General features: G+C 61.1%; 20 protein-coding genes and 1 pseudogene. 11 read left to right on the top strand and 10 right to left on the bottom strand.

Annotated elements, in window-relative coordinates; all coding sequences use genetic code 11:
• Positions 1-7: 7 nt before the first annotated feature.
• Complete coding sequence (locus ACQ7C1_RS19705) at positions 8-733, bottom strand: helix-turn-helix transcriptional regulator (RefSeq protein WP_085778952.1); 726 nt, start codon at positions 731-733, stop codon at positions 8-10.
• Positions 734-845: 112 nt separating this feature from the next.
• The gene (locus ACQ7C1_RS19700; RefSeq protein ID WP_430959589.1) at positions 846-1,214 is read right to left on the bottom strand and encodes a hypothetical protein; all 369 of its coding nucleotides are present in this window, start codon (positions 1,212-1,214) and stop codon (positions 846-848) included.
• On the opposite strand from ACQ7C1_RS19700, the pseudogene ACQ7C1_RS19695 reads away from it, so the two are divergent.
• Positions 1,201-2,692, top strand: a pseudogene (locus ACQ7C1_RS19695) (hypothetical protein). The gene ACQ7C1_RS19700 and the pseudogene ACQ7C1_RS19695 overlap by 14 nt on opposite strands.
• A 67-nt stretch (positions 2,693-2,759) precedes the next feature.
• Here ACQ7C1_RS19695 and ACQ7C1_RS19690 read toward each other — a convergent pair.
• Entirely contained in the window at positions 2,760-3,290 is a 531-nt protein-coding gene (locus ACQ7C1_RS19690) for a TIGR00645 family protein (protein ID WP_097596981.1), read from the bottom strand.
• Positions 3,291-3,445: 155 nt separating this feature from the next.
• Between ACQ7C1_RS19690 and ACQ7C1_RS19685 the strand changes: the two genes are divergently transcribed.
• Positions 3,446-5,125 carry a formate--tetrahydrofolate ligase gene (locus ACQ7C1_RS19685; protein ID WP_430959513.1) on the top strand — a complete coding sequence of 560 codons (1,680 nt, stop codon included), beginning with the start codon at positions 3,446-3,448 and terminating at the stop codon, positions 5,123-5,125.
• 182 nt (positions 5,126-5,307) lie between these two features.
• Here the strand turns inward: ACQ7C1_RS19685 and ACQ7C1_RS19680 are convergent, their stop codons facing one another.
• Positions 5,308-6,258, bottom strand: coding sequence for an extensin family protein (locus ACQ7C1_RS19680; RefSeq protein WP_430959512.1), 951 nt, complete (start codon positions 6,256-6,258; stop codon positions 5,308-5,310).
• A 147-nt stretch (positions 6,259-6,405) separates the two neighbouring features.
• Positions 6,406-6,678, bottom strand: coding sequence for a hypothetical protein (locus ACQ7C1_RS19675; protein ID WP_311043944.1), 273 nt, complete (start codon positions 6,676-6,678; stop codon positions 6,406-6,408).
• Here ACQ7C1_RS19675 and ACQ7C1_RS19670 point away from each other — a divergent pair.
• The 6 genes from ACQ7C1_RS19670 (at position 6,581) to queF (ending at position 13,860) form a co-directional block, all read left to right on the top strand.
• Entirely contained in the window at positions 6,581-8,785 is a 2,205-nt protein-coding gene (locus tag ACQ7C1_RS19670; protein WP_430959583.1) for a TonB-dependent hemoglobin/transferrin/lactoferrin family receptor, read from the top strand. The two genes, ACQ7C1_RS19675 and ACQ7C1_RS19670, sit on opposite strands and share 98 nt — an antisense overlap.
• Before the next feature lie 266 nt (positions 8,786-9,051).
• Positions 9,052-11,241: an anthranilate synthase gene (locus tag ACQ7C1_RS19665; RefSeq protein WP_430959511.1), complete on the top strand. Its 2,190-nt coding sequence runs from the start codon at positions 9,052-9,054 to the stop codon at positions 11,239-11,241.
• Between the two features lie 103 nt (positions 11,242-11,344).
• Positions 11,345-11,584 (top strand): hypothetical protein, encoded by a 240-nt coding sequence (locus ACQ7C1_RS19660; protein WP_430959510.1) that lies wholly within the window; start codon positions 11,345-11,347, stop codon positions 11,582-11,584.
• A 14-nt stretch (positions 11,585-11,598) separates the two neighbouring features.
• A complete protein-coding gene (locus ACQ7C1_RS19655) occupies positions 11,599-12,255 on the top strand; it encodes a DUF2161 domain-containing phosphodiesterase (RefSeq protein ID WP_183704779.1) in 657 nt (218 codons plus the stop codon).
• Positions 12,256-12,481: 226 nt separating this feature from the next.
• Positions 12,482-13,396 carry a CDF family cation efflux transporter EmfA gene (emfA, locus tag ACQ7C1_RS19650; protein ID WP_430959509.1) on the top strand — a complete coding sequence of 305 codons (915 nt, stop codon included), beginning with the start codon at positions 12,482-12,484 and terminating at the stop codon, positions 13,394-13,396.
• On the top strand, positions 13,396-13,860 hold the full coding sequence (gene queF / locus ACQ7C1_RS19645) for a preQ(1) synthase (protein WP_085778944.1): 465 nt from the start codon (positions 13,396-13,398) through the stop codon (positions 13,858-13,860). The genes emfA and queF overlap by 1 nt, the downstream gene beginning before the upstream one ends.
• Positions 13,861-13,995: 135 nt before the next feature.
• Here the strand turns inward: queF and ACQ7C1_RS19640 are convergent, their stop codons facing one another.
• Complete coding sequence (locus ACQ7C1_RS19640) at positions 13,996-14,757, bottom strand: DUF2076 domain-containing protein (RefSeq protein ID WP_221112127.1); 762 nt, start codon at positions 14,755-14,757, stop codon at positions 13,996-13,998.
• Positions 14,758-14,988: 231 nt separating this feature from the next.
• Here ACQ7C1_RS19640 and ACQ7C1_RS19635 point away from each other — a divergent pair, with 231 nt between their 5' ends.
• The 3 genes from ACQ7C1_RS19635 (at position 14,989) to leuA (ending at position 19,014) form a co-directional block, all read left to right on the top strand.
• Positions 14,989-15,573 (top strand): ATP-dependent Clp protease proteolytic subunit, encoded by a 585-nt coding sequence (locus tag ACQ7C1_RS19635; protein ID WP_011426306.1) that lies wholly within the window; start codon positions 14,989-14,991, stop codon positions 15,571-15,573.
• Between the two features lie 149 nt (positions 15,574-15,722).
• Positions 15,723-16,952 (top strand): benzoate/H(+) symporter BenE family transporter, encoded by a 1,230-nt coding sequence (locus ACQ7C1_RS19630; protein WP_221112128.1) that lies wholly within the window; start codon positions 15,723-15,725, stop codon positions 16,950-16,952.
• Between the two features lie 343 nt (positions 16,953-17,295).
• Positions 17,296-19,014, top strand: a complete 1,719-nt coding sequence (gene leuA / locus ACQ7C1_RS19625) for a 2-isopropylmalate synthase (RefSeq protein ID WP_430959508.1) — start codon at positions 17,296-17,298, stop codon at positions 19,012-19,014.
• 341 nt (positions 19,015-19,355) lie between these two features.
• On the opposite strand, the gene ACQ7C1_RS19620 is transcribed toward leuA, so the two are convergent.
• The 4 genes from ACQ7C1_RS19620 to ACQ7C1_RS19605 form a co-directional block, all read right to left on the bottom strand.
• Complete coding sequence (locus ACQ7C1_RS19620) at positions 19,356-20,195, bottom strand: anti-sigma factor family protein (protein WP_430959507.1); 840 nt, start codon at positions 20,193-20,195, stop codon at positions 19,356-19,358.
• A gap of 1 nt (position 20,196) precedes the next feature.
• Complete coding sequence (locus ACQ7C1_RS19615) at positions 20,197-20,706, bottom strand: RNA polymerase sigma factor (protein ID WP_430959506.1); 510 nt, start codon at positions 20,704-20,706, stop codon at positions 20,197-20,199.
• Positions 20,707-20,891: 185 nt separating this feature from the next.
• Positions 20,892-21,452 carry a tetratricopeptide repeat protein gene (locus ACQ7C1_RS19610; RefSeq protein WP_430959505.1) on the bottom strand — a complete coding sequence of 187 codons (561 nt, stop codon included), beginning with the start codon at positions 21,450-21,452 and terminating at the stop codon, positions 20,892-20,894.
• A gap of 158 nt (positions 21,453-21,610) precedes the next feature.
• Positions 21,611-22,519: a metallophosphoesterase family protein gene (locus ACQ7C1_RS19605; protein ID WP_183704780.1), complete on the bottom strand. Its 909-nt coding sequence runs from the start codon at positions 22,517-22,519 to the stop codon at positions 21,611-21,613.
• Positions 22,520-22,559: the final 40 nt, after the last annotated feature.

Genomic DNA, 22,559 nt, shown 5'->3' with positions numbered 1-22,559 from the left:
TGATTTTTCAGCTGATCAGCTTCAATCGAATTGCTTTTGCTACCAACTGGGTGCGATTGACGCAATCGAGTTTCTTGATCGCGTTGGTCATGTAGGCGTTTACCGTGTGATCGGAGAGCGCCAGGATCTGGCCGATTTCGATCGAAGTCTTGCCCTGTGCCGTCCAGCGCACGACTTCAAGTTCACGCGCCGACAGCGCATTGTGCGCGTTTTCCTCGTTGCGCCTGACGGCATTGTATGCGTCGAGGGCATGCAGGATGATGATCGCCAGCTCGTTGACCTCGCTCTGGCCGAGCGCCGCACGCTCGCCGCAGAACCAGAAGACCAGGCGCTGCCCATCGAGTGCAATCGTCGGCATGGCAACACCCGCAGGTATCGCATGGCGCAGCATCAAGGCGCGCAGTTCGGCTGGAAAGGCCTGTCCATTGACGGTATCGTCGAGGTGCCAGGCCTGCGGCACGGCCGACTCCCTCAGCCGTACGCCGAAAGGGCAACCGCGCATCATGTTGGCGCGATCGAAGTCTCTGATATAGGCCGCGGGAAGCGAGCTTTCGATCAGTAGCGGTTTCAGGAGGAGGTCTTCTGGCGAGGGAGCGTGCATCAGCGTCGCATAGGACAGTCCGAAAGCCGCAGAGACCCTGCCGAGCCCTTGTGCAAACAGGCCGCGCGTTCCTGCAACAGCAAGTTCCGCCGCAAGCAACGACTGTCTTTCAGAGGTGGTCATATAAGACATTTGTACGCCTCCGGCAGCCCCAATGTTAACGCTATCAAATACACAAACACTGCTGGATGCTAGTCCCAATTGCCTTATCTCAAGCCGATTAGTACGAAACGCGCAGAAATAGTCACGACTGCGCGCGCCTCGGTTGAGTTGGGGCTTGTGCAAATAGCGTTGTGGTATCTTTGACTTCTTCCGCGGCGGGATAGCTGCGGATCTCACCTGCTCCGGGAGCGAAGAGAATCACGCCGGAAGAGCTTGGGCAGCGAGAGGCGTCGAAATCTGGCTTGCTGCGGCACGATGCAATTGATAGGCGTATTATCATGTACAACTGAGGCGGTTTAATCGTGCGCTTTGCACCTGCTCTGCATTTTAAGCATCTGTTTTCTCTGGCAGTACTTGTTTTTCTTTTGTTGAACTTGTCGATCGGTGCCGCGCCTTCGCAGGCGGCTGGGCAGAAGAAGCCGGCAGGGCAGCCCCCGATGCGTTTCATCATCGTACACAGCCTCCTCTGTATAGAAGACTGTCCTGAATGGATATCGGCGGAGGGCCGCATAACCGCCGATACTCCCGCCCAGCTTAGAAGAGTTCTGAAGAAAATCGGGGACCGGAAACTGCCCGTCGTCTTCCAGTCGGAAGGCGGTGAGGTGGATGCCGCCTATGCGATGGGCCGGATGATCCGCAAGGCAGGCCTGGAAACAGCCATAGGCGGCACGCGATTGAAGGATTGCCCGGAGGATGATGCGCGTTGCGCCGCAGCTATCGCCAAGGATGGCAGCTCGGTCGGCGTCACCTATTCGGATGGTGCATACTGCTTTTCCGCATGTCCGCTGGCCTTTGCCGGCGGCATCTCACGCGTCTCGTCGCAATGGGCCTTCATTGGCGTCCACCAGATCACGACCGTCTACAACAGGGTGCGTATCTCCTATCGCATCGAATATAAGATCGTGAACGGCAAGAAGACGGAAATTTCCCGCAAAGAGGTTGGACGCAAGGCGGTGGGACAGAGCAGCTCCACCAAGCTCGGCAAGAAGGCGACTGCTGCCCTGACGACCTATTTGAAGGAGATGGGCGTTAGCGGCGATCTGATCGCCTTGATGATGAGTACGGCTCCTGATCGTATCACGATCATACCGCCCGCAGATGCACTTCGCATGGGGCTGAACACCGACATGCTGTCTTACAATGAGTGGCCGGGCATGCCGCTCTGCGTGCCGGATGCCGCCACTGATGCCGTCTGCCACGGCCATTCTGCAGTCGCAGACACAAGCGAGAAACTGCCGACAACCCAGCCGATGGACTTTCTGCTGATGCATCATGGCAATTGTCAGGAGGAGTGCACGCAGTGGATTTCTGCGGAAGGAGACATCACGCCGGATACCCCGGTTCGGCTGAAGGCGATCTTGGAGACGCTCGGCGAAAGAAAGCTGCCGGTCGTGCTTCAGTCCAATGGCGGGGACATGGATGCGCCTTTCGCGATGGGACGTATAATCCGTGCTGCAGGCCTGGAGACCTCGGTTGGCAGAACGCGGTTGCCGAGCTGCCCGACGCTAAATCCGCGTTGCGAGGCGAGCATGGCCAAAAGCGGCCCAACTGAGGGGGAGGTCTCCGCCGGCGGGGCATACTGCCTTTCGACCTGTGCTCTCGTCTTGATGAGCGGAACGCCGCGAATTGTCGGATACTCCGATATCGGCCTCGTGAGACCCACCACGGCTGAATCTGCAAAATTCTTCGCCTATTTCGACGAGATGGGTGTCAATTCCGAGTCTTTTGAGGCGATGATGATCGCGACCTCGATTGAGCGAAAAGAAATTCCTCGTGCTCAGGCGCTCGAGCTTGGGATCGTCAATGGCATCATCCCTTATGGCGATGAGCCCGGCGACCGCCTGTGTGGACCCGATGCCAAGGAAAGTCTTCGATGCCCCCAAAAAAGCTGAGGCAGAGATCATTCCTGCTGCTGGGGCCTCGAACTGACGCGGAAAGGAAGGCCTTGACTGCCGGCTTGCCCGCGCATCGACCTGACAAGCGGTTCGTCGTCCCTCTATCCCTCGTCCTTCAAATCGTTCTTCGACGTCACACTCATGAGCTTCTCCAGGAAGCCGAGCATGACGGCGGAGGCGACGAAGGTGAGGTGCATGAGCGTCAGCCACATGATCTTGCCGTCTTCGTATTGGTCGGCATTGAGGAAGACCTGCAGCAGATGAATAGAGGAGATGGCGACGATCGAGGAGGCGACCTTGATCTTCAGGCTGCCTGAATCGAGCTTGCCGAGGAAAGAGACCTCGTTGTCGGCGCCGTCGGCTTCATCGAAGCGGCTGACAAAATTCTCGTAGCCTGAAATCATCACCATGACGATCAGGCTTGCGACGAGGGCCGCATCGATCAGGCTGAGCATGGCAAGGATCATGCCCGCTTCGTCGAGAATGAAGACGTTGGCGGTGATCTTCAAGAGCTTATAGCCGAAGGAAACGGCATAGGCGGCGAGCGCCAACACCAAGCCCATGTAGAAGGCGACGAGGAGCCAGCGGCTCGACAGGATGATACGCTCGACGAGGAGTTCCAATGCTTTCATGTCTTCACCTTCAAAAGCCGCGACGGTTGAGCGCCCCATAACCGTCCAGCGTGGCGGCTGCAAGGCGAGCGCTATTCACAGCTTAGCGATATTTCGATATCCCACTGACGAGGGAAACGCCTTCGCGCCCGCGCAGGCCGCAATGGGGAGCATCCATGCCAGCAATCAAATTGGATATCGAGATTGCGCGTGCCGCGGCCAAGAGGCCGATCTTTGAGATAGGGGCAAAGCTCGGCATCGGGGCCGAGCAGCTCGTCCCCTATGGTCACGACAAGGCAAAGGTCAGCGCCGAGTTCATCGCGGCGCAGGCGGGCAAGAAGGACGGCAAGCTGATCCTTGTCACGGCGATCAATCCAACCCCGGCCGGCGAAGGCAAGACGACGACGACTGTCGGCCTCGGCGACGGTCTGAATCGGATCGGCAAGAAGGCGATCGTCTGCATACGCGAGGCTTCTCTCGGCCCCTGCTTCGGCGTCAAGGGCGGTGCGGCCGGCGGCGGTTATGCGCAGGTCGTGCCGATGGAAGATATCAATCTGCATTTCACCGGCGATTTCCATGCGATCACCTCGGCGCACAATCTGCTGGCGGCGATGATCGACAACCACATCTACTGGGGCAACGAAGAGAATATCGACATTCGCCGCATCACCTGGCGGCGGGTCATGGACATGAACGACCGGGCGCTCAGAAGCATGGTCTCCTCCCTCGGCGGCGTTGCCAACGGTTTTCCGCGCCAGGGCGGCTTCGACATCACCGTCGCCTCGGAAGTGATGGCGATCCTCTGCCTTGCTACCGACCTCAAGGATCTGGAGCGGCGGCTCGGCGACATCATCATCGGCTACCGCTTTGATAGGACGCCGGTGCGTGCGCGCGACCTGAAAGCCGATGGCGCGATGGCGGTGCTGCTCAAGGATGCGATGCAGCCGAACCTCGTACAGACGCTGGAGAACAATCCGGCCTTCGTGCATGGCGGCCCGTTCGCCAATATCGCCCATGGCTGCAATTCGGTGACGGCGACGAAGACGGCGCTGAAGCTCGGCGACTATGTGGTGACGGAAGCGGGATTCGGGGCCGATCTCGGGGCTGAAAAATTCTTCGACATCAAATGCCGCAAGGCCGGGCTGAAACCGGACGCGGCAGTTATCGTCGCGACCATCCGGGCGCTGAAGATGAATGGCGGCGTGAAGAAGGAGAATCTCGGCACGGAGGACGTCGCGGCGCTGAAGAAGGGCTGCGCCAATCTCGGCCGGCACGTTGCCAATGTGCGCCGCTTCGGCGTGCCCGTCGTCGTCGCGATCAATCATTTCGTCATGGATACCGATGCGGAGATCGCGGCGGTGAAGGAATTCGTCTCGCGGCTCGGCGCCGAAGCGATCCTCTGCCAGCACTGGGCCAAAGGTTCGGCCGGCATCGAGGAACTGGCGCATAAGGTGGTGGAGCTGGCCGAATCGGGCCAGGCGAAATTCCAGCCGCTCTACGGCGACGACATTTCGCTGTTCGAGAAGATCGAGATCGTCGCCTCGAAGATCTACCATGCCGGCGAGGTGACCGCGGACAAGGCGGTGCGCGATCAGCTGCAGACATGGGAGGAGCAGGGCTACGGCAAGCTGCCGGTCTGCATGGCGAAGACGCAGTATTCCTTCTCCACCGATCCGAACCTGCGCGGCGCGCCGGAAGGCCATATCGTCTCGGTGCGGGAGGTGCGGCTTTCAGCCGGAGCCGGCTTCGTCGTCGCCATCACCGGTGAGATCATGACGATGCCCGGCCTGCCGAAATCGCCATCGGCGGAGCGGATTTTTTTGAATGAGCAGGGTTATATTGAAGGGTTGTTCTGATCAGAGGCGGACTTCCCGAAACGCTCGACCAGACGGTGCTTCCGACGCTTTTCAAAGTCTGGATCGATAAACAACCGGATAAGGCTTTGCATCGTGCCGAGGAACAACGGTCCGATGGCGAAGGCCCAATGGAATTCACCGGTAAATATGAAGTCGACAGCGATGATCAGGAAACTGGTTCATCAGTGACAATAGCGATAGCCGCCCTTCCGTTCAATGACGTCGAGATGAAAATGGGTCTCGTGGGCGGCGTCACTTTCGGGGTCGAGGACAGTGGTGAAATAGAGACAACCGGCGGCGCTGACGGTTCGCTGAAAGGCGCCGGTCAGTGTGGAGTCCTCGCGGCGGGAGCGGACGGCGACGTCCTCTCCTTTCTCGAAATGGAAGCTTGCAATGTCGATAGCGTTGCCGCGAGCATGTTCGGAGATCTTGCCGGTTCCGGCGCCGTTGCGCAGGCGGCACATATAGGACGTTGCCTGGTTAACTGATGTGATGCGGCCCTGTCCCGGCAGGGCAGCGGCGGCGGCGGGGATGACGCTCTCCTTTATCCAGCGGGCAAGCGCGAGGGCGGCCGGGCAGCGCATTGTCGCTTCCGGCTTGAGCGCAATGCCGGGCAGGGCTTCGGAGACGACGATCGGCTTGTCGATGCCGCAGCCATTGCCGTCGTCGATGCGCGGCGCTTCCTTGAAGACAACGCCCAGAGCCTGAAGGGCGGCGGTGCATTCTGCATGTTCAGCATCCCTCTCCGGCTCGATTGTCAGTTGCTGCTCTTCGAGCGTCTGCTCGCCCTGCGGCTTGGTTTCTTCCGGCGCCTGGGGGCGACCGGCAGTACCCGGCGGCAGCGGCGGACCTTGCATCGGTTCCGTCGGCTCCGGTTTTGCCGGGGCGGCCTGCGGCGCGGGCGTCTGGCTGGATGCCGGCGCCTCCGGCTCCTTCACGTCCGGTTTCGGCTGAGGGGCGGGAACTTCCTCCGGTGCGGGCGGTTCCGCCTTTTCCGCTGGCGGGGCAGACGGGCTGGTCGTCTGTCCGGTATCGGGCCGAGGTTCTGGCAAGGGGCCCTGCGCAGGCAGGCGGGCGCCGGCAAGAAAGACGCTAGCGGCGAAAAGGATCGCCAGTGTCGAAAGTTTCCTCAATGGGCCCAGATCCTAGTATCGTCGCGGGTAACAACGCATGTGGGCGATTTTCGTTGCAATTGTGCAACGTCCTACGAGATCGTTAAAACTTGATGAGAATATTCAACATAAGGCCCTCACTTATGTTGACAATCTTTCTCATGTTTTTTATGCGGCGAAAAGAGGGCGGAATTCTGCTTCGTCTTCATCCGCAAAAGCCCAGCCAGCCCCTCGAGCGTTCGACGCGCCACGACCAGCCAGCCCGGTAATCACCATCAGAGGGTAGGTTATGATCATCCGGTATTGGCGCTCGGTTCTATCGGTCTGCACGGCAGCCGCAGTTATTCTTCCTGTTTCGCAGTCTTTCGCACAAAGCGTTCCGGCCAGCACGCCGGAAGCCGCGTCGGAGGACAGCACCGTGTTGCAGAAGATCGTCGTCAAGGGCAAGCGCGTGGCGCCGGGCAGTGTTGCCGATACGCCGCTCGCGACCGAGATCAGTCAGAAGCAGCTGGAAGAGAAGCAGGTCACTAATTACGACGACATCGGCCGCAGCGTCGATGCAGGCGTGAACTATTCGCGTGCCGATGCGGGCTTCAACCTGCGCGGTCTTTCCGGTGCTCGCATCTTGACGACGATCGACGGCATTCCGATCCCTTACATCTCGAACAGTTCGCGCCAGGGTGCTTTTGCGCCTGCCAACGCCAATGGCGGCGGCGATATGTTCGATTTCGATTCGCTGTCCTCGCTCGATATCGTGCGCGGCGCGGATTCGAGCAAGGGCGGTTCGGGCATGCTCGGCGGCGCTATCGTTCTCAATACGCTGGAGCCGGAGGATCTGATCCCCGAAGGCCGCGATTGGGGCGCGATCGTGAAATCGACCTATGACAGCGAAGACCTCAGCCTCTCCGGCTCGGCCGCCGCCGCCAAGAAGATCGGCGGCACCTCGATTCTGTTCCAGGGCGGTTACCGCAAAGGCCATGAGCGGGCGAACATGGGCAACAATGACGTTTACGGTGCTCTCCGCACCGAGGCGAACCCGGCTGATTTCGACCAACACAACCTGCTCTTCAAACTGCGCCAGGAGCTGGAAGGCGGTCATCGCATCGGCTTGACGGCGGAACGCTTCCGCCGCGACCTGGAAACCGACCTGCGCCATCTTCAGGGAGGAACCAGCCCTCGCAACTTCATGATCGACAATTATGACGGTCGCGAACAGCGTGACCGCGATCGCGTATCGCTCGACTACGATTATGAAGCGCAGTCTTCCGACGGGGTCTTCAGCAGTGCGCGCGCCACGCTTTATTGGCAGGATTTGAAGAAGGAGGCCGGCAGCGGGGGCCGTACGACCGCCAATGTTGCCTATGGCCGCAACAACGAGGTCGAAAACGAAACCTGGGGCTTCAGCGGCAACGCGACCAGGGACTTCGAATATTCCGGCCTCAGCCACTCCGTTCGCGTCGGGCTCGACGTCGGCGTTTCCAGCTGGAGCCAATATAGCTGGGCCCTGTGCCCGACATTGACGACGTGCCCGGCGCTGAACAACCAGGCGGAAGTGCCGAATGTGGACAGTCAGAACCTTGGGCTTGTTGTCGAAGACAAGATCGAGATCGGCAACACCGGTTTCACGCTGACGCCCGGCGTCCGCTTTGACTGGTTCAACTACGATCCCTCGACCGGCGGCGGTTTTGCCAACAATACCGGCCTTACCCGTTTCGGCGATCTTCGCGACCGAACGGAAGCCGCCACGTCGCCGAAGATCCTTGCCACATTCGACCTGACGCCTGATGTAGAGCTCTATATGCAGCTGGCGGTCGGCTTCCGCGCGCCAACCGTCGACGAACTCTATAGCCGCTTCTATAACCCCACCGGCCGCTACGCCCAGCTCGGCAATCCTGATCTGGAACCCGAAATCGGCCGCGGCATCGAAGTCGGCGCCAATTTCGACACGGGCGATTTTACCGGCCGGGTCGCGGCTTTCCATACCCGTTATCAGAACTTCATCGAGACGGTGACGAGCGTCGACGCGACAGGCTTTACTGAGTTCAATTACACGAACGTGGCTGCGGCGACGATCTCGGGTATTGAAGCCAGCACCGTCAAGACCTTCAATAACGGCATCAATCTGCATGCTTCGCTGGCCTATGCCTATGGCAGGAACGAAGAGACCACCCAGCGCCTGCGCTCGGTGGCGCCGTTCAAGGCGATCATCGGCGGCGGCTGGAGCAATGAGACCTTCGGCTTCGACCTTTCCTCGACGCTTGCGGCCGGCATGCTCACGGACCATCTCAATACACCGGTCACGAACACCAACGACACGACCTTTGATGCGCCCGGTTACGCAATCGTCGACTTGACCGGCTGGTGGACGCCGGAACAGTTGCCGGGCCTGCGCGTCCAAGCTGGTGTCTACAATATCTTCGACCAGGAGCACTACAACGCGCTCGCCGTGCGCGACGTCAATCTCAGCTCGGTGACGGCGTCGCAGCCGCGGGAGTGGTATTCCGAGCCGGGTCGCACATTCAAGGTCTCGCTCACCAAGACTTTCTGAGCCAGTCATGCCTTCAAGGCTGGGGAGGGGCGGCTTTCGGGCCGCCCTTTTCATTCGTGCGATCGCCTCTTGCGTGGCGGCTGATCTCAGGCTAACAATTTTCGCATGATCAAGTCTTTGAACATTGCTGTTTGGTGGTGGGCTCGCTGAGGCGGCCTCGACCAATCGTGTCCAAAGACGACGACGAGTGAGCCGCCCGAAACTTCGAGGCGGCTTTTTTGTTTTATCGCCGCCTGTCGTCCGGGCCCCGATAACGGAGTGGAACTATGGTAACGATCCTGCGGGATGATGGTGCGGAAATCTACGAGACCAAGGGCGGCATCACCGTCACCCGGCAGCGGCGGGCGATCCCTTATGCCGACGCGGTCTCTTCCTATGTCGACAAGCTCGACGAGCGCCGCGGCGCGGTCTTCTCGTCGAACTACGAATATCCGGGCCGTTATACGCGCTGGGATACCGCCGTCGTCGATCCGCCGCTCGGCATCTCCTCCTTCGGCCGCGACGTCTGGATCGAGGCCTATAATGAGCGCGGGGAGGTGCTTCTCGGCTTTGTGACCGAGCGGCTGAAGACGGTGCCCGAGCTTGTGCTCGGCGCCTCCTCCGGCCGCCGTCTCGACCTTTCCGTCAAGGCGCCGGATCGGGTGTTTACCGAGGAAGAGCGTTCGAAGATGCCGACGGTTTTCACGGTGCTGCGCGCCGTGACCGACCTTTTCTATTCGCAGGCGGATGCGAGCCTCGGCCTCTACGGCGCCTTCGGCTACGACATCGCCTTCCAGTTCGACGCGATCGATTTGAAGCTGACGCGGCCCTGCGATCAGCGCGACATGGTGCTCTACCTGCCGGACGAGATCCTGGTCGTCGATAACTATGCCGCGAAAGCCTGGATCGACCGCTACGATTTCGAGAAAGGCGGCGTGACGACCGAGGGCAAGGCTGAGCAGATCGCGCCGGAACCATTCAAGCAGACGGATGCCATTCCGCCGAAGAGCGACCATCGACCGGGCGAGTATGCCGAACTCGTCGTCAAGGCGAAGGAGAGCTTCCGCAAGGGCGATCTGTTTGAAGTCGTGCCCGGGCAGAAATTCATGGAGCGCTGCGAAAGCAAGCCTTCCGACATTTCCAAGCGGCTGAAGGCAATTAATCCATCGCCCTATTCCTTCTTTATCAATCTCGGCAATCAGGAATATCTGGTCGGCGCCTCGCCCGAAATGTTCGTGCGCGTCTCCGGCCGGCGCATCGAGACTTGCCCGATCTCGGGCACGATCAAGCGCGGCGACGATCCGATCGCCGACAGCGAACAGATCCTGAAGCTCCTGAACTCCAAAAAGGACGAATCCGAACTCACGATGTGCTCGGATGTCGACCGCAACGACAAGAGCCGCGTCTGCGAGCCTGGCTCGGTCAAGGTGATCGGCCGCCGGCAGATCGAGATGTATTCGCGCCTCATCCATACGGTCGACCACATCGAGGGGCGGCTGCGCGACGACATGGACGCCTTTGACGGGTTCCTCAGCCACGCCTGGGCCGTGACCGTCACCGGTGCACCGAAGCTCTGGGCGATGCGCTTCATCGAGAGCCATGAAAAGAGCCCGCGTGCATGGTATGGTGGAGCGATCGGCATGGTCAGCTTCAATGGCGACATGAATACCGGCCTGACGCTGCGCACCGTGCGCATCAAGGACGGCATCGCCGAAGTGCGCGCCGGGGCGACGCTGCTCAACGATTCCATTCCTGAGGAAGAAGAAGCCGAAACCGAATTGAAGGCCTCTGCCATGCTTTCCGCCATCCGAGACGCCAAGACCGGCAATTCCGGCAAAATCCAGCGCGACGTTGCCAGCGTCGGCAAGGGCGTCAACATCCTGCTCATCGATCATGAGGACAGCTTCGTCCACACGCTGGCCAATTATTTCCGCCAGACCGGGGCAACGGTTTCAACCGTGCGGACGCCGGTGCCGGAAGAAATCTTCGACCGGTTGAACCCGGATCTAGTCGTGCTGTCGCCAGGTCCCGGCAATCCCAAGGATTTCGATTGCAAGGCGACGATCAAGAAGGCACGGGCGCGCAGCCTGCCGATCTTCGGCGTCTGCCTTGGCCTGCAGGCGCTCGCCGAAGCCTATGGCGGGGAATTGCGCCATCTGGCGCTGCCGATGCACGGCAAGCCTTCGCGCATCCGCGTGCTGGAACCCGGCATCGTCTTCTCCGGCCTTTCGAGGGAAGTGACGGTCGGCCGCTATCACTCGATCTTTGCCGATCCCTCGACGCTGCCGCGGGAATTCATCATCACGGCGGAAAGCGAGGACGGCACGATCATGGGCATCGAACATGCCAAGGAGCCGATCGCTGCGGTGCAGTTCCATCCCGAATCGATCATGACGCTCGGCGGCGATGCCGGCATGCGGATGATCGAGAATGTCGTGGCGCATCTGGCGCGCAAGGTGAAGACGAAGGCGGCCTGAGCCTAGCTCTATCCCGCCCCTTTCCATGTGCGGATAGGGGCGAGGGTTGACTCCGTTAGGCAAATCAGAACATTTCCGGAACAATCAACCGGGAATTATCGCCGTGGCCACTGCCGCGAAGTTCATCGTCCTTCCCTACCGCAAGAACCGCGGCAGTCTCGTGCCTGGCGAAATGCGTCAGGCCTCGAACGCCGTCAGCGCGGAAAAGATCGCTTCGGCGATGGCCGAGCGTTTCGTCGGCGTTGCGGCCTATGCCGTCATGGTCGACGAGGAGACCGGCGACATGACCTCGCCGCGACTGCTCGCACGATATGGCGAGATTGCCGATCTCAACGCCGCCTGAGGCGCGATTTTCTGATGGAGACATCGCTCTACCTGCCGGTCAAAGCCTTCCTGGAAGCGGCCGGTTATGTGGTCAAGGGTGAGGTCGGCGGATGCGATCTCGTCGGGTTGAGCGATGGCGAGCCGCCGGTCGTGGTGATCTGCGAACTCAAGCTCTCCTTCAATCTGGAACTGCTGCTTCAGGCGGTCGATCGGGCTGCCGTGAGCGACGAAGTCTGGATCGCGGCGCGCGTTTCGGCAAAGGGGCGCGGGCGGGAGACGGACAAGCGCTACCGCGACCTCTGCCGGCGGCTCGGCATCGGCATGCTCGGCGTCTCGGATGGCGGCGAGGTCAGCGTCATCGTCAGTTCGATCTCGCCGATGCCGCGCACCAATCCCAAGCGGCGCTCGCGCCTCGTCAAGGAGCATCAGCGCCGTCGCGGCGATCCTGCCGTCGGCGGCGGCTCGCGGGCGCCGGTCATGACGGCCTATCGCCAGCAGGCGCTGCTCTGCGCGGCCGCACTCGACCGCGGAATTGTGCGTCCGCGAGATATGAAGGCGCTGACGCCAAAGGCCGGTCCGATCCTGCGCGACAACGTCTATGGATGGTTCGAGCGCCGGGAAAAGGGCGTCTATGCCCTGACGACGGCCGGCCAGGCCGCGCTTCTGCGGTGGCCGCAATCTCTCGGGTAAGATTTCCGCTCCCCCGGCGCTGTAGAGGATCGCGTATCGGGTGCCGGCACTGCTTCCCGTCGGGAAGCGACCACTGGCTGTGAAGGGACCCCTCATTCTCTTTGACAAATCCTCCATCATCGCCCATATCAGCCGCAACTGGGCCGCCTGCGCGACATTCGCGTGGGCGGTTTTGCATTTCAATGGCTTGGACCCTGCAATTCATTCGCAACCGCAGGAGGACGATATGAGCGACAACGGCGATCTTACTGTTCAAAAGCTGGCGATGTGGGGTATTCCGCTGTCCCTCGGCGTCATGGGCCTGAAGATGATGGCCTGGTGGGTGACCGGATCGGTGGCGTTGCTGTCGGACGGGCTCGAATCGACGGTCAACGTCGTGGCCGCCTTCATCGCCTTCTTCGTCATCCGCTACGCGCAGAAGCCGGCCGATCACGACCATCCTTTCGGCCATCACAAGGCGGAATATCTCTCCGCCGTGACCGAAGGCGTGCTGATCGTCGTCGCCGCGCTGCTGATCGTCAAGGAGGCGATCGGTTATCTCGCGGAACCGCGTATGCTCGATGCGCCGGTGCTCGGCCTTGCGATCAATATTGCCGCCGGCCTCATCAATGCAGTCTGGGCGCAGCTGTTGATCCGGACCGGACGCAAACATCGCTCGGCGGCGCTTGCGGCGGATGGGCAGCATATCATGTCGGATGTGGTAACATCCGTCGGCGTGCTTGTCGGCCTGCTGATGGCGTTGGCGACGGGTTATGCGATCTTCGACCCGGTTCTTGCCATTCTGGTTGCGATCAACATCCTGTATCAAGGCTGGAAAGTGATCTCGCAATCGATCAGCGGTCTGATGGATCAGGCGGTCGAGCCGCAGGAAGAGGAAGCGATCAAGCAGGCGATCGCCACCCATGCGGCGGGTTCGATCGGCGTGCATGACCTGAAGACGAGGCGCGCAGGCACCGTCACTTTCATCGATTTTCACATGGTGGTGCCCGGCACTATGTCCGTGCGCCAGGCGCATGATATATGCGACCGCCTTGAGGATGCCATCAGAGCGGTGCATGAGGGCGCCAAAATAGCCATTCATGTGGAGCCGGAGGGCGAAAAGGCCCATGGCATCCGCGTCAAAGTCATCAAGGAGGCATGATGCCGAATACCGATGTTTCCAGCCTGTCGATGCTGGGTCAGCAAACCGAAACCGCGAAATCGCCGGAAGAGGCGGTGCTGGAGAAAGTGCCGGCCAATCATGCCGGCACCGACTATGTCGTGCGCTTCACCGCGCCGGAGTTCACCTCTCTCTGCCCGATGACGGGGCAGCCGGATTTCGCCCATATCGTCATCGACTACATCCCCGGCGAATGGCTGGTGGAATCGAAGTCGCTGAAACTTTTCCTGTTTTCCTTCCGCAATCACGGCGCCTTCCACGAGGATTGCTCGATCTACATCGCCAAGCGCATCGTCGAATTGCTCGACCCCAAGTGGCTGAGGATCGGCGCTTACTGGTATCCGCGCGGTGGCATTCCGATCGACGTCTTCTGGCAGACGGGCAAGCCACCGGAAGGTGTGTGGCTGCCGGAGCAGGGTGTCGCCACCTATCGTGGACGTGGGTGAGGAGCGTCGGGCAAAGCCCGAGCAATCGATCCAGTGAATCGATTGCAGCGACGAACGCCCTGAGCTTAAAGCGAAGGGCCGGGAGACAGTGCGGCAATTGATTACAAACTGCCGCCCATTTCTGCTCGTTAGACCTCAAACATCCGTGACGTCGTCGCCAGACGAATCATCACTATAATCATCGCCGTCATCGTAATCGACCTGCTGCAGGTTGTCGTCATTGTCATTGCCGGCAATATCCGCGGCCTGACGGACGTCGTCGTTGCCGTAATAATTATTGATGATGGTTTCTTCAGTCGGGGCGGCTGCATTGCCGAAGGGGTTGGCGCCGAAGGGTGAGCCCCAGCCGAGCGAGGACATGTGGTTGCCGAAAATGCCGCTCAGGGAGTTGGCAAGCAACATGCCGCCTGCAACGCCCGCGGCCGTGCCGAGCGCGCCTCGCAGAAAGCTGCCGCCGGCAGACGGCGCGTAGGCCTGCTGACTCCAGGGGCCGGTGGGCTGCTGCGGCGTCTGGCGATCGTAGCCGCGCGGCTCGTCATAAGCGCGAGACGGTTGCCCCCAGGGGCCGGGGTTGGAGGGGACAGGCGCGGGCTGCTGCGTCTGGGTGTTGCCGAAGATTGAGCTCAGGAAACCGCCGCCCTGTTCGGCCTGGCGGTGCTCGCTGGCTCCGGCTTCAAACTGCCGGACGCGCTCCTCAAGTTCCTTGATGTGGTTGGCGGCCGCTTCCAGCCCCTTTTCCTGCACGATGACGGCCTGGGCGAGATAGTAAGTGGCGGACGGCTGCTCGCGCGTCGCCTGGTCGATCAGAGCTTCGGCCTCGCGGTCGCGCGGCTGGGCTTGCGCGGTGCGCACGCGGTCGAAGAGGGCGGTCAGCAATTGGCGTTCTTCCGGTGACATGTCCGGTCTCCTGTTGATCTCTTTTGGCGATTGCCATGTGAGAGGTGAGGTAGGAACCGATTCCGGCTTTTCAAAGCCTTCCACCGTTACATTTCAGTAAGGCTTGCGGAACAGTGCGCGGCTTCTTAAGGATATCTCCACCGCTTCGGTGCCTTGTGTTTTTCCCGCATTGTTTTAGGCATTGAGTCGCACTATGTGCGAGGAACCCGAATTCATCTCCGAGAGGTTCGAATGAACGACGAAGAACAGGACGACAAGACGAAGGAACTGCCGCTCGGCAAGGAAACGGAGGCGAATCTTTTCAAGTCGCGTTCGATCTTCATCTATGGACCGATCAACCAGGAACTGGCGCAGAAGGTCTGCTCGCAACTCGTTGCACTTGCTGCGGCCAGCGACGAAGACATTCGCATCTATGTCAATTCGCCCGGCGGTCACGTCGAATCCGGCGATTCCATCCATGACATGGTCAAGTTCATCAAGCCGAAGGTCTGGATGATCGGCACCGGCTGGGTCGCTTCGGCCGGCGCGCTGATCTATGTCGCGGCTCCCAGGGAGAGACGCCTGTGCCTGCCGAACACGCGCTTCCTGCTGCACCAACCGTCGGGCGGCACGCGCGGCATGGCGTCCGACATCGAGATCCAGGCACGCGAGATCATCAAGATGAACGAGCGCCTGAACAAGATTATGGCGGAGGCCACCGGCCAGCCGCTCGAGAAGATTGCCAAGGACACGGATCGCGACTACTGGCTCTCGGCCGAAGAGGCGAAGGACTATGGCCTTGTCTCGCGCATCGTGACGTCGCAAGCCGACATCTGAGTTTTCTCGACCGAAACCTTCGAAACGCCCTTGCTTGCCGACCGCAGGCGAGGGCGTCTTGATTTCGGTTATGCTTGCGGTCATTGACCGGTAGGGCTGGACGGAAAGCCCTCAATCTGGACTTGCGCGGGCGCCAACCATCATGCTCCATGCGCCATTCCAGCAGCTCAGAGTCCGCCATGCTCAAAGATTTTTCCGTCCAGGCCCTGTTCATGGGTCTGCTTACCGCTTTCGTCGGCTCCGCCAGTTCCTTCGCCGTCGTGCTGCACGGGTTGCAGGCGGTGGGTGCGACGGATGCGCAGGCCGCTTCGGGGCTGATGGCGTTGTCGATCTCCATGGGCGTCTGCGCGATCGTGCTCAGCGCCGTGACTCGACTGCCGATCAGCATCGCCTGGTCGACGCCGGGGGCGGCGCTGCTCGCAAGCACCGGCGCAATCGAGGGCGGCTTCAATGCAGCGGTCGGCGCATTCCTGATCTGCGCCGTGCTGATCATCATTGCCGGGTTGTTCAAGCCGCTCGGCCGGGCGGTCGCCGCCATTCCCGCGCCGCTCGCGAATGCGATGCTATCAGGTGTGCTGATCGGCCTCTGCTTTGCGCCGGTGAAGGCGATCGGCTTCAATCCGCTGCTCGGTCTGCCGATCGTCATTTCCTGGATCGTCGTCGGCGCCTTCAAGCGGCTCTGGGCGGTGCCGGCCGCACTCGCCGCCTTCGTGCTGGTGCTCGCCTTCGGCGTCGACATTCCCGACGGCGCTTTCGCCTCGCTCGAACGATCGCTGGTGCCGACGGCGGAACTCGTGCGGCCGGTATTCACCCTCGCGGCCTTCATCTCGATCGCGCTGCCGCTTTTCATCGTCACCATGGCCTCGCAGAACATTCCCGGCATTGCCGTCCTAAAAGTCAATCACTATGATCCGAAGCCAGGTCCGCTCTTCGCCGTCACCGGCTTCTTTTCGTTGCTGTCGGCGCCTTTCGGCGGCCATGCCGTCAACTTGGCGGCGATCACCGCGGCAATGTGCGCCGGGCATGACGCGCATGCCGATCCCAAGCGGCGCTATTGGGCATCGCTGATCGCCGGCGTCGGTTACGTGATCCTCGGGCTGCTCGCCGGCGCGGTCACGGCCTTCGTCGCCTTGGCGCCGCCCATTCTGATCGAGGCGGTGGCGGGGCTGGCGCTGGTCGGGGCCTTCTCATCCTCGGCGATGTCGGCTTTCCAGGCGCAGGAATCGCGCGAGGCGGCGGCGATCACCTTCCTCGTCACTGCATCCGGCGTTTCCTTCGCCGGCATCTCGGGTGCCTTTTGGGGACTGATCGCCGGCGGGCTGATGCTGGCGCTGTCGCGGCTGGTGAAGATGTCGAAAGATCGCGCTCGGCAGAAGTAACGGAAAGCCGGCGCGCCGAGAGGGCTTGCCAGTTTCACCGCCCAACGCTATAAGCGCGGCCATGAAGACCTCTGGCGCCAAGATTTCCGATACGATTGCACGCGGCCGTATCGCCCTGCGTGACGTCTCGAGCGCCGTGACCTCGCTTCTTCTCCTCGGCCTTACGCGCGGTTGCCGGGTCCGTTGAGGAGCGCCCGGCGGCCGAAAGCCCGCCCGGCATCGCTCCTCGCGATTGACTTTCAAAATTGACCTAACGACCGACGAAGGTCCGCATTTGTTTATCGCCAAGGCCGATGCGATCGGCTAAGAGGCGGGGCAAATGCCGGGACGAGGAGACAAGATAATGGACAACACCACCAGCCGATCCTCCGCAAAAGGCATGCCTGATGCCGCGGTGAAATACCGGCCCTATCCGCAGGTGAACATTCCCGACCGCACCTGGCCGACGAAGACTATCACCAAGGCGCCGGTCTGGTGCTCGGTGGACCTGCGCGACGGCAATCAGGCACTGGTCGACCCGATGGGCCACGACCGCAAGGCCCGCATGTTCCATCTGCTGCTCGAGATGGGCTTCAAGGAAATCGAGATCGGTTTCCCTTCCGCCTCGCAGACGGATTTCGATTTCGCCCGCTGGTGCGTGGAAGAGGGCAACGTGCCCGCCGACGTGTCGCTGCAGGTGCTGGTACAGTGCCGCCCGGAGCTCATCACCCGCACCTTCGAAGCGTTGGAAGGCGCGAACCGGCCGATCGTGCATTTCTATAACTCGACCAGCGAGCTGCAGCGTCGTGTCGTTTTCGCCAAGGATGTGCAGGGCATCAAACAGATCGCCGTCGATGCCGCCAAGATGATCACCGACATGGCGGCCAAGGCCGGCGGCGGCTACCGTTTCGAATATTCGCCCGAGAGCTTCACCGGTACGGAGCTGGAAGTGGCGCTGGAGATCTGCAACGCCGTCATCGAGGTGGTGAAGCCGACGCCGGACAACAAGCTCATCATCAACCTGCCGTCCACCGTCGAGATGGCGACGCCGAACGTCTATGCCGACCAGATCGAATGGATGTGCCGCAGCCTCGACAATCGCGAGAACCTGATCGTCTCGCTGCATCCGCACAACGACCGCGGCACCGGCATTGCCGCCGCCGAGCTGGCCTTGCTGGCAGGCGCCGACCGCGTCGAAGGCACGCTGTTCGGCAATGGCGAACGCACCGGCAATGTCGACGTCGTGACGATGGCGCTCAACATGTTCACGCAGGGCGTCGATCCCGGGATCGACTGCTCGAACATCGAGCGCATCAAGGAAGTGTTCGAATATTCGAACCAGATGACGATTGCCGAGCGTCACCCTTATGTCGGCGAGCTGGTCTATACGGCGTTCTCCGGCTCGCATCAGGATGCGATCAACAAGGGCATGAAGGCGGCACAGGTCGCCAACCATCCGGTCTGGGAAGTGCCGTATCTGCCGATCGATCCGCGCGACGTCGGCCGTTCCTACGAGGCGATCATCCGCATCAACTCGCAGTCGGGCAAGGGCGGCATCGCCTATATCCTGCAGCAGGATTACGGACTCAACCTGCCGCGCAACCTGCAGGTCGAATTTCGTGAGGATATCCAGCGCATCACCGACGTGGAGGGCAAGGAGCTTCCCTCGAAGCGCATCTACGACCGCTTCATCGAGCGCTACGTGACGCAGCCCGAGGCGCGCCTCAAGTTCGTCGACCACCACACCTATCCCGACACCGAGCGCAAGGGCCAGCGGATCGTTGCAGCTGAAATCACAGACAATGGCGAGATCAAGCGCATCGAAGGGCGCGGCAACGGCCCGATCGACGGCTTCATCAACGCACTGTCGCATTATCTCGGCATCGAGATGTCGGTCGAGGACTATTCCGAACATTCACTGCAGCACGGCTCGAACGCGGCGGCGATCTCCTATGTCGAGACCTCCTATCCCGGCGGCAAGCTCTTCGGCGCCGGCATCAATACCAACATCGTCGCGGCATCGCTGGAGGCGATCGTTTCGGCTGCCAACCGAGTGCTCGAAGTGAAGGCTGGCAGGGCTTGATCTGCGAAGGGTTCAGACCGCGATCGTCGGCGCGGCCTGATGATTAGGTTGATTTCGTTGCGTCTTCGCTAAGCGAAAGCAGCGAATGGCCGTGTGGCCCCCTCATCCGCCCCTACGGGCACCTTCTCCCCGCTGGGGAGAGAGAGCGAGTGGCGGCCTACCGTCCTTCGGCGCCCTCTTACGAATGAGAGGGAGCCAGACGTTGCGGCATATCCCTTCTCCCCAGCGGAGAAGGTGCCGGCAGGCGGATGAGGGGGCGGCTGATGCTGATGGTCGATTTTGCCATTTACCGCCTCAGCTCCGCTGGCGGTAATCACTCACCCTCATACGACAGGCGGCAATCAAATCGCCGTGGCAATCTTCATGGCAAGCTGGCCGAGGGTGGCTTCGGCGGAGGGGCCGGCGAGAACGTAGGAGGTGCCAGCATTGTGCCAGGTGACCAGGCCAATCTCGTCCTTGATCGTTTCCTTGAAGTCGTCGGACTCAGGCGGCTGCGCGTCCTTCCGGAAGCAGATGGAGATTATATCGCCGTCGCTGTTGGAATAGACGAGCTGACCGACGGGGCGATTGTCGCCGAGAATGACGCGGGCACCCTGGAAGGTCCAGGATTCGGCGCTGAGATCCGGAACACGGAAAGGCACGCCGATGACGGTCGTCAGCCAGCTGGAGATTTCTTCGGCCTGCGATGCCGGCACTTCGACGAGGTGACGGGGTTGGCGGATCAGCAGGCGTTGATAGGCTGTGACGTCGCCGAGCCAGTTGTTGGTATTGGCGGGCGCCGTGGCGGTCGTGGTGGCGATCTCGTCGGCATCCGGGGTGGTGCCGGCAAAATAGCCGATGCCGCAACCCACGACGAAGAGGATAAGAGCGGCTGCCAGCGCCTGCGGGCCGCTCGGGGCCAGTTTCACCTGGGGGCGCATGGCGCGCTGGGCGATCGGCGTCTTTGGCGGCTGCGTGCTCTTGATCGAGCGGACGAGGGCGAGCGGCACCGGCTCCTTCAGGACATCGTCCAGGCGGCGGCGGCCGAAATCGGCGCCATGACGCAGCTTTTCATGCAGACGGCGCGCATTCTCGTCGGTTGCCAGGCGCTGTTCCAGTTCGTGCCGTTGTTCGGGAGAGACCTCGCCGTCGAGAAGGGCGGTGAGCTGGGCTTCGAGCGGCAATTTCCTAAGATCGAGCAATTCAGTACCTGTGGATGGGGTGGGTGCCGGCAAGCCCGGCGAAATGCAGCCTTGCGGTGGCAAGCTGGGAGACGACGCTTGCCGTCGAAATGCCCATGATCTCGGCCGCCTGCTGATAGCTGTGGCCTTCGACATCGACGAGCAGGAAGATCGAGGAAACACCGTCCGGCATTTCGGCGATCATGCGATGGATGGCGTCGGGATCGACCGGGGCCGAGCGTTCACGGGCAGCCTCTCTGATGTCGGTTACGTTGCCGCGTGCCGACGCCTTCGGCTTCCGCTTGCGGCTGTCCTCCGTCCACTGCTGGCGGGCAAGCGTGTAGATCCAGCTTTCCAGTCGGCCCTCGCCATTCCACTGATGGCCCTTGGCAATGGCACGCAGACAAACGGCTTGGACAAGTTCGTCGGCCACGCCAGCTTCGCCCGCGAGCGTGATCGCGAAGCGGCGAAGGTGGGGCAGAAGGCCGACGAGATCACGCCGGAGGTCGATGGTCGTTGCGGGCTGACGCATTGTCTATCCAAGAAGCATTCACAATGGTTTCGCGGACGAAAGCTTCGGCATCGGACGCGAAACCGGCTTTGTCGGCACCGGAGATGCAGGCTCTTTATGAAGCAAATCCACTGCACTTCGCAAGCATTCGGTCATCTTATCCCCTTTCCCAAGGGGTTTTCCTAATCTAGCCCGCAAAGCTTGCGTCAATATGTCCTGTAACCGTTCAAGCTTTGCAGCAGAGCGCGGTAAGCCCAGGTGTTTTCGCCGCCGCGGTCGCGAATCTCGACGAGCTGGACGCGAGCCCCTTGGATGTCTCCCTGTTCCACCAGTGCCATGCCCATATAGGAGCGGGCGAGAATATAATTCTCATCCGCCTGCAATGCCTTGCGGTAATAGGACATCCCAAGCTCCATGCGGCCGGCTTTGCGGTTGGCATAGCCGAGATAATTCAGAACGCGCGGGTCGTTCTGATTATGGGCAAGATTGAGCACGGCGATGGCGTTCTCATACTGGCCGGCATAGGCAAACTCGCGGGCGAACTTGTAGAGATCGTCATCGTTGAAGCTGTTCTTCTTCGGGGTGACGCATTCCTTCTTCTGCTTGTCCCAGACCTTGCCGCCGGTGCAGGTTTTGGTCGTCTGGGTCTTCGGCGGCGGATTGGTGTCGTCGTTGCTGTCGCCGACCGCGAAGGCGGCGCTCGCCATGCCGAGTACAAAGCCGGCGGCAAGTGTTGTTCTGCACAGGCGATGGAAGGGGGAAGTCATTGGCGGCTCCGTTCTGAGGCGATGCAGTCGGTCGGATTGTACGCTTACCGGTAAAAATACCAAGAGGGTAGGCCGCCTCCATGACAAATGTTGCGACGGTGGCGAAGCGCTTTCCGAGATTGATTCAAGTGCCGCATAAAAAGAGTCGGAAGTCAGCGCTAAGGGGCGAAAATATCGACGCTTTCCGACATCATCGCATCGCCTGTCCTGTTCAGGCTGAAGCGCTCGCCGGTGAGTTCCCAGGCGCCCGGAGAGCCGTCGATGGAGAAGAGGTTGTAGGCGGCCGGCGGCTTAATGCTGCCCGGTCCCTGCGAGGCCGACGCGATGCCGACGACCGGCACCGGCTGCACCTGGCCGCGCAGCCAGTGGAGCGTGTTCAGATGCGTGTGGCCGTGCAACACGAGCTCGGCGCCGCCGGTCGAAATCACGGCCGCGAAGCGACGGATGCCGATCATGCGTTTGTGAAAGGCGGTGGCGCCGCGGATCGGCGGATGATGGATCATGACGACGCGGAAGAGACCGGCTTCGCCGGCCGCGCGCAGCATGTTCACCGTATCGCGGGCCTGGCGAGCGCTGAAAAAGCCGGAGGCGGCGAAAGGGGGCGTGGCGACTGCCGTGGAGCAGCCGACGATCGCAACTTTGTCGCGGACACGTAGATAGGGAAAGATGCGGCGGTCTTCCTGCCATTGCGGCGAGGCGAGGTCGCCGCGGACATAATCGTACCAGGCGCGCATCGATTTCTCATAGGCACCCGGCACATAGGCGTCGTGATTGCCTGGAACGACCGAGGTGTCGGCGGGATCGCCGAGCGCACGCAGCCAGGCGGCGGCGGCGCGGATCTCGATGCCGCTCGCCAGGTTGACGAGGTCGCCGGTGACGGCCAAATGATCGGCCTGATGGGCGCGGATGTCATCGAGCAGCAGATCCAGCGTGCTGGCGAAAAGGTGCTTGCGTCGATTTCGATGCCAGTTCACAAAGCCGGTTATGCGTTTTGAAAACAGCTCTTGAACGGAAAGACGGGGCAGCGGTCCGAGGTGGACGTCGGAAATATGCGCGAGCTTGAACATGCTACGAGACATAGACCAGCTTATTGACAAATCAAACACA

This window comes from Rhizobium sp. Nf11,1 (assembly GCF_050587665.1).
GTDB lineage: Bacteria > Pseudomonadota > Alphaproteobacteria > Rhizobiales > Rhizobiaceae > Rhizobium.
The sequence above is the reverse complement of the archived record's forward strand: the minus strand, read 5'-3'. Positions and strand labels throughout refer to the sequence as shown.

What these genes read in the sequence shown, in the direction of transcription:
- ACQ7C1_RS19655 (WP_183704779.1), top strand. Translation starts at nt 11,599, where the DNA reads ATGGAGACATCGCTCTACCTGCCGGTCAAAGCCTTCCTGGAAGCGGCC.
- ACQ7C1_RS19605 (WP_183704780.1), bottom strand. Translation starts at nt 22,519, where the DNA reads ATGTTCAAGCTCGCGCATATTTCCGACGTCCACCTCGGACCGCTGCCC.
- ACQ7C1_RS19635 (WP_011426306.1), top strand. Translation starts at nt 14,989, where the DNA reads ATGAACGACGAAGAACAGGACGACAAGACGAAGGAACTGCCGCTCGGC.
- ACQ7C1_RS19690 (WP_097596981.1), bottom strand. Translation starts at nt 3,290, where the DNA reads ATGAAAGCATTGGAACTCCTCGTCGAGCGTATCATCCTGTCGAGCCGC.
- emfA (WP_430959509.1), top strand. Translation starts at nt 12,482, where the DNA reads ATGAGCGACAACGGCGATCTTACTGTTCAAAAGCTGGCGATGTGGGGT.
- ACQ7C1_RS19640 (WP_221112127.1), bottom strand. Translation starts at nt 14,757, where the DNA reads ATGTCACCGGAAGAACGCCAATTGCTGACCGCCCTCTTCGACCGCGTG.
- queF (WP_085778944.1), top strand. Translation starts at nt 13,396, where the DNA reads ATGCCGAATACCGATGTTTCCAGCCTGTCGATGCTGGGTCAGCAAACC.
- ACQ7C1_RS19615 (WP_430959506.1), bottom strand. Translation starts at nt 20,706, where the DNA reads ATGCGTCAGCCCGCAACGACCATCGACCTCCGGCGTGATCTCGTCGGC.
- ACQ7C1_RS19630 (WP_221112128.1), top strand. Translation starts at nt 15,723, where the DNA reads ATGCGCCATTCCAGCAGCTCAGAGTCCGCCATGCTCAAAGATTTTTCC.
- leuA (WP_430959508.1), top strand. Translation starts at nt 17,296, where the DNA reads ATGGACAACACCACCAGCCGATCCTCCGCAAAAGGCATGCCTGATGCC.
- ACQ7C1_RS19665 (WP_430959511.1), top strand. Translation starts at nt 9,052, where the DNA reads ATGGTAACGATCCTGCGGGATGATGGTGCGGAAATCTACGAGACCAAG.
- ACQ7C1_RS19685 (WP_430959513.1), top strand. Translation starts at nt 3,446, where the DNA reads ATGCCAGCAATCAAATTGGATATCGAGATTGCGCGTGCCGCGGCCAAG.
- ACQ7C1_RS19700 (WP_430959589.1), bottom strand. Translation starts at nt 1,214, where the DNA reads ATGATGAAACGCATCGGGGGCTGCCCTGCCGGCTTCTTCTGCCCAGCC.
- ACQ7C1_RS19705 (WP_085778952.1), bottom strand. Translation starts at nt 733, where the DNA reads ATGTCTTATATGACCACCTCTGAAAGACAGTCGTTGCTTGCGGCGGAA.
- ACQ7C1_RS19610 (WP_430959505.1), bottom strand. Translation starts at nt 21,452, where the DNA reads ATGACTTCCCCCTTCCATCGCCTGTGCAGAACAACACTTGCCGCCGGC.